The organism is Kordia sp., assembly GCF_022447245.1.
In the GTDB taxonomy this organism is placed as follows: domain Bacteria; phylum Bacteroidota; class Bacteroidia; order Flavobacteriales; family Flavobacteriaceae; genus Kordia.
The window spans coordinates 1-13083 of sequence record NZ_JAKVBC010000005.1; the positions used below are offsets into that span (position 1 = coordinate 1).

Below are 13083 nucleotides of genomic sequence, written 5' to 3' on the forward strand. Positions count from 1 at the left end.
ATTGAATATAGAAATACTCATAGGATTTATTACAGCAACATCACTTTTGGCAATTTCGCCAGGTCCCGATAATATTTATGTTCTCATGCAAAGTATTGCAAATGGTCGTAAATATGGAATTGCTACAGTCGCAGGATTAATTACAGGGTGTCTCATACACACTACATTGGTAGCTTTTGGTGCTTCCACCATACTAAAGCAAAATCCCAAATTATTCTTTACCATTAAGCTTTTGGGAGCACTGTATTTGGTGTATTTGGCCTACAAAGTACTTAAAAGTTCAGATGAAATTGAATTAGGAGGAGATGCTATCCCTAAAAAACCTGTCTTTGAATTATTCAAGCAAGGTTTTATCATGAATGTGTTGAATCCGAAAGTTACTCTTTTCTTTTTAGCACTATTCCCAGGATTTTTATTCAGTGATACCATGAGTGAAGTTTTACAGTTTTATATTCTTGGTATCATTTTCATGATAGTATCTTTCATTGTGTTTGGAGCTATTGCAGTTTTTGGTGGAAAAATCTCAGAATCAATCAAAAAAAATAAAAGTATAGGGAAGTATATGAAGTGGATGCAAATAGCAGTCTTTACTGGAATTGCAGTTTACATTATGTTAACAGATTAAAAAGAGGTGAATCGAATTCGCCTCAATATGTTTTTATTCGTTATCAGCTATGTATGTCAATTTGGTAACACAAATTAATGCATAAGATAATGTGGTAGGCTTTTGACAAAAAGGAATGATTGTAGTAAGATCACCTATAATATTTGTACTTTGATTTTCTCCTGTTTTTATTTAATCAAGATCAGCGATAGATTTTTTGTTCAACTTCAAGTTCTTTAAATACTTTTTTTCATGATAATTTGTTTTAATCTATGTTAATATGCTTCAAGTTCCAGAAAAATAAGCTAAATTCACAGACACACTTATCGTGTTTCAATAAATACGAGTGTAATTTTATAAAATCAAATGCGTTTTTTTAATGTCTATAGGAGATGGTTTTGGCTATTCTCACTGGAATTCTTCCTTGCCACGATTATTGCTACACAAACACATGAACTAGGGCATATAGCTGTGGCTGAAAGTTTAGGGTATGAAACTCAACTTAGTTACGGAAGTATGTCATACAATCACAAAGGGTTTTCTGAAGATGAAGATGTGATTGCTTGGCGAAATATGTTTAAAGATTTGAATCCTGACCAAGAACCTACGGAAGCTCAAAATAAAGAAGCAAAAAGGCTCTTTGAAAAAATAAGAGCAAAATTCCCAAGAGACCAAGAGCATACTTTTTACATAACACTAGGTGGACCTGTACAAACAATTCTAAGCTGTTTTATAGGTCTTTTCATTTTGGCTTATAGGAGTTCTGATAAACAAGAGAACTTTAAAATTGTTGATTGGTTGGCAGTATTTATGTCGCTGTTCGTCCTTCGAGAAGTATTTAATACAGTCATAGCAGCTGGAAGCTATTTTATCAATGGAACTAATGATTTTAGTGGAGATGAATTCGGAATTTCATCATATTTAGGTTTTAATCAATGGACTATTCCGATCATGACAGCTATTTTGGGAGCCATCATTGCGAGTTTTGTAATTTTCATGATTGTACCTAAAAAGTATCGATTCACCTTTATATTGGCTGGTTTCTTTGGAAGTATACTTGGGTTTGTATTGTGGTTCAATTACTTAGGGCCTTGGTTGTTTTTGTAGCAAAAATCTGTTATCGAAAACATTTCCTAAAACGTTTTCGTTGTGTATCTTTGACATTATATGGAAAACATTAAAATAATAGAATGCCCACGTGATGCTATGCAAGGTATCAAGATGTTTATTCCAACAGAAAAAAAAGTGCAATACATTCAATCGCTATTGCGTGTTGGCTTTGATACTATTGACTTTGGAAGTTTTGTGTCGCCAAAAGCCATTCCACAAATGGTTGATACTGCTACGGTACTTTCTCAATTAGATTTGTCATCAACTAAAAGTAAATTATTGGCGATCGTAGCAAACGTTCGTGGAGCTAATGATGCAAGTATACATTCTGAAATTCAATACTTAGGCTATCCATTTTCTATTTCTGAAAACTTTCAAATGCGTAATACGCACAAAACCATAGCGCAATCAATAGAAACCTTACAAGAAATTTTAAACATTGCTGATAAAACAAATAAAGAAGTAGTTGCTTATTTGTCTATGGGATTTGGAAATCCGTATGGAGATCCTTGGAATGTAGAAATCGTAGGAGAATGGACAGAAAAACTTTCTAATATGGGCGTTAAAATACTATCACTTTCAGATACAATAGGTTCATCAACCCCAGAAGTGATAGACTATTTATATTCGAACCTTATCCCTAAATATCCTGACATTGAATTTGGTGCGCATTTACATACAACCCCAAGTTCATGGCATGAAAAAGTAGATGCGGCTTACAAAGCAGGTTGTAGACGTTTTGATGGGGCTATTCAAGGTTTTGGCGGTTGTCCAATGGCAAAAGATGAACTAACAGGAAACATGCCAACAGAAAAAATGGTTTCTTACTTCACGGCGACAAAAATCAACACAAATGTGCAAGCAATGTGCTTTGAATCTTCTTACAATGAAGCTTCCAAAATTTTCAATCAATATCATTAGTTGTTAAAAATCATACTAGACCTTTAATAAATTGTTATGTACAATACCAAATAGTATTATTTGTTGAAAAAGTAGTATATTTGCACGCAATTATATTTTAATTGCACAATGACAGCACACAACAACAAAATTCTAGGCGAAGGTTTAACTTATGACGATGTCTTACTAGTTCCTGCGTATTCCGAAGTACTTCCAAGAGAAGTCAATATTCAAACAAAATTTACAAAAAACATAACCATTAATGTTCCGATTATTTCGGCTGCGATGGATACCGTTACTGAATCTGCCATGGCAATTGCAATGGCACGTGAAGGAGGAATTGGTGTTTTACATAAAAACATGACGATCGAACGTCAAGCACAAAAAGTACGAAAAGTAAAACGTGCTGAAAGTGGAATGATCATCGATCCCGTTACTTTGCCACTAATAGCTACTGTTGCTGATGCCAAAGCAAGTATGCGGGAGCATAGTATTGGAGGAATTCCAATTGTTGATAAAGAAGGAGCTTTAAAAGGAATTGTGACCAATAGAGACTTGCGTTTTGAACACAATAATCAACGCCCTATTGTTGAGGTTATGACGAGTGATAAAGATGGTTTGGTTACTGCTTCTGAAGGAACTTCATTAAAAGATGCTGAAGCAATTTTACAAAAAAATAAGATTGAAAAACTTTTAATAGTAGATGATAATTACAAACTAAAAGGATTAATCACGTTTAGAGATATTACGAAAGTAACACAAAAACCAATTGCAAATAAAGACTCTTACGGACGTTTACGTGTTGCAGCTGCATTAGGAGTTACAGCAGATGCTGTAGAAAGAGCAGAAGCGTTGGTTAATGCAGGAGTAGATGCTGTTGTAATTGATACTGCACACGGACATACCAAAGGTGTGGTGAATGTACTTAAAGATGTAAAAGCAAAATTTCCAAATCTTGAAGTAATTGTCGGAAACATTGCCACTGGTGCTGCGGCTCGTTATTTAGTAGAAGCTGGTGCAGATGCAGTAAAAGTAGGAATTGGACCAGGATCTATTTGTACGACTAGAGTTGTTGCAGGAGTTGGATTTCCACAATTTTCAGCCGTATTAGAAGTTGCTGCCGCAATTAAAGGAAGTGGAGTTCCTGTCATAGCTGATGGAGGAATTCGCTATACAGGAGACATTCCAAAAGCAATTGCTGCAGGAGCTGATTCTGTAATGTTAGGATCGTTATTAGCAGGAACAAAAGAATCGCCAGGAGAGACGATTATTTACGAAGGAAGAAAATTCAAATCGTATCGAGGAATGGGTTCTGTAGAAGCGATGAAACAAGGATCAAAAGATCGTTACTTCCAAGATGTAGAAGCTGACATCAAAAAACTTGTTCCAGAAGGAATAGTAGGACGTGTACCATACAAAGGAAATCTAGACGAAAGTATTCACCAATTTATCGGAGGATTACGTGCAGGAATGGGATATTGCGGTGCAAAAGATATTGAAACTCTAAAAGAATCAGGACAATTTGTGCGTATTACAGCAAGTGGAATCAACGAAAGTCATCCACATGATGTTGCTATTACCAAAGAAGCTCCAAACTATTCTAGAAGATAAAAGAGTAGACTACATAAAATACCAAAGGCTGTTGCACTTTGACTTTGCTCAATGATAAACAGCCTTTTTTAATTCTTAAGTTTTCTTATCTAGGATTCGTATCTGTTGATGCACGTTGTCTATATCCTTCAGGATATTACTTATTTGTAAAGTTAATCCATTTTCGGGTTTCTTTTTTTTACGAGTATGTGGTTTTTATTTGAGATCAAGGTAATAAAACTTACATGTAAGCCGAAGTAAATCAGGTAAATAAAAAGAGAAAATGTCTCCTCAAACTTACTAGTTTGAGATCGATGATATACATAAAAAAAAGCCTTGCATTTATAATAAACACAAGGCTTTAGAATATTTTACGAAAGAATTTATTTCTTTTCTTCTAATTTAATACCAAGTTTTGCCGCTGTTTTCAATGTAATATCAAATTTTGGATCAACGTATGCCAATTCGTTTCCATCAAGGGTGAAAACTTGCGTGAACTGTTCAGTTTTTGCTACTTGTGCAACTGCATCACCTACTTTCTTATACAGTGGTCGCATCAATTCGTCTTGACGTAGCTGTACTAATTGTACGGCATTTTGTCTAAACTTCTGAATATCTTTTTCTAATTGAAAAATCTCTTGTTGCTTTTTCTTCTTATCTTCTTGACTCATAGTTTCAAAAGCTTTATTCGCTTCTTCAACTTCCTTTCCATATGCATCTAATTTTGCTTTCAAATCAGCTTGCAATTCCTTTTCATACGTTTCCATTCCTTGTTTAACATTTACAATTTCTGGTAATTTAGAAACTAAAATGTTAATATTTACAGTTCCTACTTTTGTTTGAGCAGTAGCTGTATAAGAACAAAATACAATAGCGAATGTGTAAAGTAAATGTTTAATTTTCATCAGATTAAAATTTTTGTTTTTCAAAGTTGGCTAAAGTAATGAAAACATCATACCAAAAAAACAAAGTTGTGTAAAATTAACGTTTTTAACATGCTTTTTTTAGCAAAAACTAGGCTTCAACACGTTGTCCTCTATGTGGTCTTAACTTTTCGCGCATAAATGGAACATCTTCTTCATTGATAATCATAATGGCAGCTGCATGCATTTCTGAAAACTCTACAACCTTGATCGATTCTCCATGCATCTTTTCCATTTTGATAAAATCGCGTAAATGAATACAATGATGTTCCGCAGTAAGTTTTCCAGCTGGACCTCTAAAGTCCCAAATCAGTTTAACCTTTCCCATTCCTAATAATTTTCGCAAAAATAATCAACTCTACATTAAAGAACTCAGAAAACATAAAAAAAGCGAATGGATACCATTTGCTTTGTATTTTGTATTTTAAGTTTTAAAATTACTTTGCTACAATTTTAAACGTTTTTGAAAATGCAGGAGAAGAAATTTTCACGATGTAAATATTATTCTTTGGTAAATCTAAATATTTACTGAAAGTACCATTGATAGCAACATTTCTTAAATCGACTACCTTTTTTCCTAATAAATTATAAATAGTAACATTGGAAGTTGTATAGATTCCAGAAATTTCCAATTTTCCGCCATTATATCTTGTCTGTACTTTATTTTGATTGCTATCAGTAATACTTAGTGTTTGAGTCAAAGGAGCATCAACTAAATCAATGTACAAATCAACAGTTTGATTATTTCCGCCGCCGCCAAATTGGTTTTGGAATAACAAATTGATTCCATACACATCTTGACTTACTAAAGAAGGAAATAATAAGGCAGGTATAAAAGTGATTTCATACGTATTACTAGGAGTTACTGCATTACCGTCCGTTAAGTTTAATACTGGTTGCCAGTTCAAATCATTAAAATCTCCAGGAACAGCCTGAAAACTTCCATTGGCGGTTGTTAATCCTAAATACATATAAATTGAATTTTGATTCTCAGTATAAAAATTATTGATGATGTCTGTGTCTTCAAATCGGATTATAATTACATCATTCACTGTGGCTGTCATGGCTGTTTGTGTGCTTCCCGCACCATTATACCCTGTAAAACTTATCACTTCTTCTTGTGAAAAGCAGACAGTTGCCAACAACATAAAGAATATTAAAAGGTAATTTTTTTTCATAGTGTAAACTTTACATAAAATTAGACAAAATCATAAAAAATCAAAGTTGAAATTTCTTGTTTTTTTGTAAAACTCCAATAATTGAGCCAAAAAAATGAAAAGGCATTTAATAATAGACATCCTAATTAGTTGTGAAATATTGATGAATTCTTATTTTTGTCTTTCTCAAAAAACATTCTAGATATAGTTTGTCATAATTCTCAGTACAATAACTGACAAATTATTTCTGTTAAGAATAGATAAATTAAAAACATAGATGAAAAAGAGTATTCAATTATTACTGATTCTTTTTGTAGCGTTCACAAGTTTCGGACAATCCGAAAGAGACAAATTATTATTCACTATTGACGGTGAACCTACGTATGTTTCAGAATTTTCAAGAGTTTACAAAAAAAACCTTGATATTATTGACAAGAAAGATCAGAAAGAAATTGAAGAATATTTTGATTTGTTTCTTGAATATAAATTAAAGTTAAAGGAAGCAAGAACCTTAAAACTTAACGAAAAGGATTCGTATAAAAAAGAATTAGCTGGATACAGAAAACAATTATCTAGAAACTATCTTACAGACAATCAGGCTACAGATAAATTGACAAAAGAAGCGTACGATCGTTTGCAAAAAGAAGTAAAAGCGAGTCATATCTTAATCAAAGTATCTCTAGATGCTGCACCACAAGACACTTTGGTTGCTTATGAAAAAATCATGAAACTTCGTAAATCTATTCTTGATGGAGCTGATTTTGGAGAATTGGCTATGAAAAATTCAGATGATCCATCTGCAAAAGGAAACAAAAACAATCCAGCAAATAAAGGAAATCTAGGATACTTCTCAGCGTTTAGAATGGTATATCCGTTTGAATCTGCTGCTTTCAACACGAAAGTAGGTGAGATTTCAATGCCAATTCGTACACAATTTGGATATCACATCATAAAAACAGAAGATATTCGTGACAATGTAGGAGAAGTTACTGTTGCTCACATATTATTATTGGATGTAAAAGAAGGTGAAAACAAAGAAGATCCAGCTCAAAAAATAAAAGACATTTACTCGCAAATTGAAGCTGGAGGAGATTTCGGAAAATTGGCAAAGCGTTTTTCAGAAGATAGAAGTTCTGGTGTAAATAATGGAAAATTACCAAAATTTGGACGTGGACGTTTGCGCTCAAAAGTATTTGAAGAAGTAGCATTTTCATTAAAAGAACCAAATGAAATTTCGAAGCCATTCAAATCTGAATTCGGATGGCACATAGTACAATTGGTTTCAAAGCATGCTATGAGAAGCTATGAACAAGAAAAAGGAAACTTAGAACGTAAAATAAAGAATGACAAAAGAGCTAATGTGATCAACTCGTCTATTCTTAAAAAAATAAAAAATACGTATACAATTAAAGAAGGAAAAGATGCGAGAAAGGACTTTTACGAATTAGCAGATGAAACCTTTTTTAGTAACAACTGGAAAAAGCCAACAGATACAGAATTCTTAAACAAAACGTTATTTCAAGTAAAAGATACCAGAGTAACGTATAACGAATTTGCAACGTATTTACTAAAAACACGTGCGCGTACTATGATTAAAAATCCTGAAGCCAAAGGATTTATTAATCGTTACTATACTGAATTTATGAATGGTCGATTGATGACTTTTTATGAAAGTGATTTAGAAAATATCAATGAAGAATTTGCGGCTATCTATGGTGAATATCGCGATGGTTTGTTATTGTTTGATTTGATGGAAACAGAAATCTGGGAAAAGGCAAAAACAGATACGCTTGGCCTAGAAAAGTTCTTCAATGCAGAAAAAGAAAACTACAAATGGAAAAAGCGTGTAGAAGGAGTAATAGCTTCTTGTACAAAAGAAGAAGCTGCTAAAAAAGTGCAACAACTCTTAAAAGAAGGAAAATCATTAGATGAAATCAAACAAGCAATCAATCAAGACAGCAAAGTTGATGTAATATTTTCTCCAGGAGTATACGAAGAAGGACACAGAAACTTGCCAAAAGATTTTAAGCTAGAAAAAGGTGTTTCTAAAATTTTCAACGATGGAAATACAGACTTTACCATTATAAAAGCAAATGAAATTATGCCTGTGAGTTACAAAGAACTTTCAGAAATCAAAGGGAAAGTTATCAGTGACTATCAAGTGCATTTAGAAAAAGAATGGATAAAAACCTTAAAAAATAACTACAAAGTAAAAATTAACAAGCGAACCTATCGTAGACTAGAAAAACTCGTAAAATAATCATATTGAGAAAACTAAGTGTCATAATTGCGATCTTTCTATGTATTTCCTGTGAATACTTCCAAACTACGGAAGTAAATGAACCTGTTGCTAGAGTAGGTGAAAGTTACTTGTATAAAAGTGATATTACACCATTAATTTCTGATAATATATCTGCGCAAGACAGCAGTATCATTGTTAGTAATTATATAGATCGATGGGCAACACAAGAACTCTTCATTCAAAGAGCCAAAATCAATCTTCCACAAGAAAAACAAGATGCGTTTGAAGAATTGGTAGAAGAATATCGAAATGATTTATACATTGAGGCTTACAAAGAAGCTATCGTAAAACAATCTATAGATACGATGGTAACTGGTTTTGACGAAGCAAAGTATTATACCGCAAATAAAGAAAATTTCAAACTAAATGAAGAGTTACTTAAGTTACGCTACATTAACATCGCAAAAGACAACTCTAACATAGAAGAAATCACGAAGCGCTTTGAACGTTTTGATGAAGAAGATAAAATTGTTTTAGATTCGCTAGCAATTCAATTCAATAACTACTCATTAAACGATTCTATTTGGGTAAAACAGACACAAATTTTTAACAAAATTCCGGTCATAACTAACGAAAACAAAGATAAATACTTAAAAAAATCACAATTTTCTCAAATAGAAGATTCATTAGAACTATATTTGGTGCAAATTGAAGATAAAATAGGTAGAAATGATATTGCGCCGCTCGCGTATGTCCGCCCTACTGTTCGACAAATCATTCTCAACAAGCGCAAGCTTGAATATATCAGAAAATTAGAAAAAGACATCACAAAAGATGCAATTAAGCAAAAACAGTTTGAAACTTATAAATAACATGAAGCGAAGTATATATGTACTTATGCTGCTTGTAGCATTTGGAATGCAAGCGCAAGAAAAGGAAGATGCAACAATGGTTTCTGAAACCATGACGGAAGCGAAAACACAAGTGAAAGACTCTACAACACCAAACACACAACGTGTTAAAATTGATGGTGTTGCCGCGGTAGTTGGTGACTTTGTCATTTTAGATTCTGATGTTGATAAATTTTTATTAGACTTAAAACAACAAGGTGTTTCTTCAGCAGATTTAACAAAATGTGGTTTGCTTGGAAAATTAATGGAAGACAAATTATATGCGCACCAAGCAATACAAGATAGTATTGAGGTTTCACCAGGGGAAATAAGAGATCGTGTAAATCAAAACATTGAATATTTTAGTCAACAAACTGGAGGAATGGAAAACTTATTGAAGTTTTATGCGATAGAAGATGAAGCAACACTTCGAAAGCGTTTGACAGAAATTACGAAAGTACAATTCTTAACAAATAGAATGCAGTCAAAAGTAGTACGAGATGTTGAAATTACACCAGAAGAAGTACGTCAGTTTTTTGAAAAAATACCTGTAGATCAACGTCCTGTAATTGGAGTTGAATTAGAAGTATCTCAAATTATCATTGCTCCAGAACCTTCTGAAGAAGCAGTAAATAAAGTGATTCAAAAACTAAAAGACATCAAAGCAGAAGTAGAAGGAGGATCAAGTTTTGGTACCAAAGCCATTCTATATTCTAAAGATAGAGCTTCTGGACGTCAAGGAGGTTTAATGCCAATTAACAAAAGAATGTCTTTAGCAAAAGAATTTAAAGATGTGGCATTCTCGTTACAACAAGGAGAAATTTCTGATCCGTTTGAAACTGAATTTGGATGGCATATTGTTATGGTGGATAAAGTGCGTGGACAGGAAAGAGATGTTCGTCATATTCTATTAATTCCAGAAGTTACAAATGACAGATTAGAAGAAGCTCGTAAAGAAATAGATACCTTACGTACACGTATTGTAGCAGGAGAATTGACTTTTGAAGAAGCTGCACGTTCTTTCTCAGATGATAAAGAAACACGTAATAACGGTGGAAAATTGATCAATCCTGCAACTTTTGACACACGTTTTGAGTTAACAAAAATGGATCCAGAGCAATACTCGCAAATTGAACCATTAAAAGGAGATGAAATCTCAATCCCTTTAATTGATGAAACACGTACAGGTCAAAAAAGATTCAAACTACTTAAAGTGACCAATCGTTTCGATGAACACGTAGCAGATTATTCTAAAGACTACATTAAAATCAAAAGTTTAGCACTCAAAGAAAAACAACTTAAAGAAGTTGGAAAGTGGATCAAACAAAAGATTGAAGATACCTACATCAATGTAAATTCAGAAAATCGCAACTGCGAATTTCAAAATAACTGGTTAAAAAAATAATAATTCTATGTCAGACGTTGCTGCTATTGAAAACCTTGTAAAAAAACACAAGGAACTCAAGAATGAAATCTCTAAAATAATTGTTGGTCAAGAAAAAGTAATAGATCAAATATTACTCTCTATATTTTCTGGCGGACATGCGCTATTGATTGGTGTTCCTGGATTAGCAAAAACGTTAATGGTAAATACAATTGCCACAACTTTAGGATTAGATTTTAAACGTATTCAGTTTACACCAGATTTAATGCCAAGTGATATCTTGGGAAGTGAAATCTTAGATGAATCTCGAAACTTTAAATTCATCAAAGGACCTATTTTTGCCAATATCATTTTGGCAGATGAGATCAATCGTACGCCTCCAAAAACGCAAGCTGCTTTATTAGAAGCGATGCAGGAACGTGCCGTAACTGTGGCTGGACATCATTATAAATTAGATTTACCATACTTTGTATTGGCAACGCAAAACCCAATTGAGCAAGAAGGAACCTATCCGTTACCAGAAGCGCAGTTAGACCGTTTTATGTTTGCCATTCACTTAACATATCCAACATTTGCAGAAGAAGTTGAAGTAGTAAAAGCAACAACTACAGACGTAGAAGCTTCTGTAAAAGCATTATTCAACGCACAAGAAATCATAAAAATTCAACAGCTTATTCGTAAAATTCCAGTAGCGGATAATGTAATAGAGTATGCAGTACGTTTGGTTTCTAAAACACGACCAAAAGAAGCAAGTGCCATTGATATTGTAAAGCAATATGTTGATTGGGGAGCAGGACCAAGAGCTTCGCAAAACCTAATCTTAGCAGCAAAAGCGCATGCGGCAATCAATGGGAAATTTTCTCCAGATATTGAAGATGTGCAAGCAGTTGCCATTGGAATTTTATCGCACAGAGTTATCAGAAACTACAAAGCAGAAGCGGAAGGAATTACGATAGAAAAAATAATTGAGAGTTTATTTTAGAATAATAAACACACAAAATATAAAAAATCACAAGCCTTAGTTTGTGATTTTTTTGTTTAAAATCATGAACAAATAGCGGAGATTAAATTTTAAAAAATTGATAGATCGTTGTATCTTACATACAAACATGATTAAATGAACAAAGGAACTCTACTAGCATTATTATTTTTTACTTCGAGCATTACGTATGCGCAAACCATCCAAAAATTAAAAACATTTAAAGAAGTCGCTGCATTTCTTCAAAAAGAAATAAGTAAGAAATACACATTTGATTCAGTTTTTGAAGGAGAAGACGAAATAGACACGGAGGATTTTAATGAAGTTGTTCAAAAAATAGATTTAGATAATAATGGAACTACTGACTTAGTAATTGATTATATAGGAGATCCAATTTTCATTGTAAATAGAGGTAATACTATCTATGAAGAAATAAAAATGTTGGATGTTAATAGAGCTTTGGAAGGTGAAGAACTAGCCTCAGTAGCAATGAAGCAAACTGATAATAAAACTATGTTTATTCGCGAAATAAAGTTACCACCATATACTACTGAGAACTCTAAAAACGTCATTATTAAAAAAAATCAAAAAGACTTTGTATACGATCGAGAAAAGAAGAAAATGATTGAGGTTGTTCGTGATATTCAGTTTCGACTTGATACTTTGGAAGTAAAATTTGGAGCCTTTGTGGAATTTAATCCTAATAAACAACAATTAAAAAACGAAATTAAAGAAGTTCACTTTGAAACAACTCCTTGTTATGGAAGTTGTCCTGTATTTGAATTAAAAATATCTTCAAATGGTACACTAGAATATAATGGTAAACGATTTACCAATTTTACAGGACGAAAAAATCTAAAACTAGACTCAAAGCAAGTAGAAGAATTATTTGCACTCATTGAATATACAGATGTTAAAAACCTAAAAAATAATTATTATATAAACGCGACTGATAATCCTGCAGTAAATCTCAAAGTTATTTTCAAAAATGGTGATATCAAAGAAATTTATGATTATGGTCTTATGGGAACTTATAACTTAAGAGTTATCTATAATAAACTCAAGCAAATTGGCAGCGAGATAAAATAATAGAAAGTTTGTTAATGCTAAGCAAGTCTCTTCAAAACCATCATTTTAACATAAATTTCAAAAGTACAAATCAGCATATTTTTTTAGAATCCACAAAAAAAACACAGCTTTTTTACGAAACTTTGTAACTATCTAAAAAAATAAGGCTTCAAATTACGAAATTCGTAACAAGAAGCTTTTAAAATATATAATATTGAATATTTTTCAGTAAAATC

Annotated in this window: 12 protein-coding genes; 9 read left to right on the plus strand and 3 right to left on the minus strand. The window is 32.7% G+C overall.

Going from position 1 to position 13083, the window contains the following annotated elements; translation table 11 throughout:
- Window position 1 precedes the first annotated feature (1 nt).
- From MK119_RS05035 to guaB, 4 genes are all read left to right on the plus strand, one after another.
- On the plus strand, window positions 2-625 hold the full coding sequence (locus MK119_RS05035) for a LysE family translocator (protein WP_290671487.1): 624 nt from the start codon (window positions 2-4) through the stop codon (window positions 623-625).
- Between the two features lie 345 nt (window positions 626-970).
- Window positions 971-1711 carry a hypothetical protein gene (locus tag MK119_RS05040; protein WP_290671489.1) on the plus strand — a complete coding sequence of 247 codons (741 nt, stop codon included), beginning with the start codon at window positions 971-973 and terminating at the stop codon, window positions 1709-1711.
- Window positions 1712-1771: 60 nt separating this feature from the next.
- Window positions 1772-2635 carry a hydroxymethylglutaryl-CoA lyase gene (locus MK119_RS05045; protein WP_290671491.1) on the plus strand — a complete coding sequence of 288 codons (864 nt, stop codon included), beginning with the start codon at window positions 1772-1774 and terminating at the stop codon, window positions 2633-2635.
- Between the two features lie 108 nt (window positions 2636-2743).
- Complete coding sequence (gene guaB, locus MK119_RS05050; protein ID WP_290671493.1) at window positions 2744-4225, plus strand: IMP dehydrogenase; 1482 nt, start codon at window positions 2744-2746, stop codon at window positions 4223-4225.
- A gap of 362 nt (window positions 4226-4587) precedes the next feature.
- On the opposite strand, the gene MK119_RS05055 is transcribed toward guaB, so the two are convergent.
- The 3 genes from MK119_RS05055 to MK119_RS05065 form a co-directional block, all read right to left on the minus strand.
- Window positions 4588-5109: an OmpH family outer membrane protein gene (locus MK119_RS05055; RefSeq protein ID WP_290671495.1), complete on the minus strand. Its 522-nt coding sequence runs from the start codon at window positions 5107-5109 to the stop codon at window positions 4588-4590.
- Between the two features lie 109 nt (window positions 5110-5218).
- Window positions 5219-5455: a hypothetical protein gene (locus tag MK119_RS05060; RefSeq protein WP_290671497.1), complete on the minus strand. Its 237-nt coding sequence runs from the start codon at window positions 5453-5455 to the stop codon at window positions 5219-5221.
- A gap of 109 nt (window positions 5456-5564) precedes the next feature.
- On the minus strand, window positions 5565-6305 hold the full coding sequence (locus MK119_RS05065) for a T9SS type A sorting domain-containing protein (RefSeq protein ID WP_290671499.1): 741 nt from the start codon (window positions 6303-6305) through the stop codon (window positions 5565-5567).
- 256 nt (window positions 6306-6561) lie between these two features.
- Here MK119_RS05065 and MK119_RS05070 point away from each other — a divergent pair, with 256 nt between their 5' ends.
- The 5 genes from MK119_RS05070 to MK119_RS05090 all read left to right on the plus strand — a co-directional run bounded on the left by MK119_RS05070 (window position 6562) and on the right by MK119_RS05090 (window position 12868).
- Complete coding sequence (locus MK119_RS05070; RefSeq protein ID WP_290671501.1) at window positions 6562-8544, plus strand: peptidylprolyl isomerase; 1983 nt, start codon at window positions 6562-6564, stop codon at window positions 8542-8544.
- Between the two features lie 5 nt (window positions 8545-8549).
- On the plus strand, window positions 8550-9398 hold the full coding sequence (locus MK119_RS05075; RefSeq protein ID WP_290671503.1) for a peptidyl-prolyl cis-trans isomerase: 849 nt from the start codon (window positions 8550-8552) through the stop codon (window positions 9396-9398).
- Window position 9399: 1 nt separating this feature from the next.
- The gene (locus MK119_RS05080) at window positions 9400-10821 is read left to right on the plus strand and encodes a peptidylprolyl isomerase (RefSeq protein ID WP_290671505.1); all 1422 of its coding nucleotides are present in this window, start codon (window positions 9400-9402) and stop codon (window positions 10819-10821) included.
- A gap of 7 nt (window positions 10822-10828) precedes the next feature.
- Window positions 10829-11782, plus strand: coding sequence for a MoxR family ATPase (locus MK119_RS05085; protein ID WP_290671507.1), 954 nt, complete (start codon window positions 10829-10831; stop codon window positions 11780-11782).
- 135 nt (window positions 11783-11917) lie between these two features.
- Window positions 11918-12868 carry a DUF6438 domain-containing protein gene (locus MK119_RS05090; protein ID WP_290671509.1) on the plus strand — a complete coding sequence of 317 codons (951 nt, stop codon included), beginning with the start codon at window positions 11918-11920 and terminating at the stop codon, window positions 12866-12868.
- The last annotated feature ends 215 nt before the right edge of the window (window positions 12869-13083 follow it).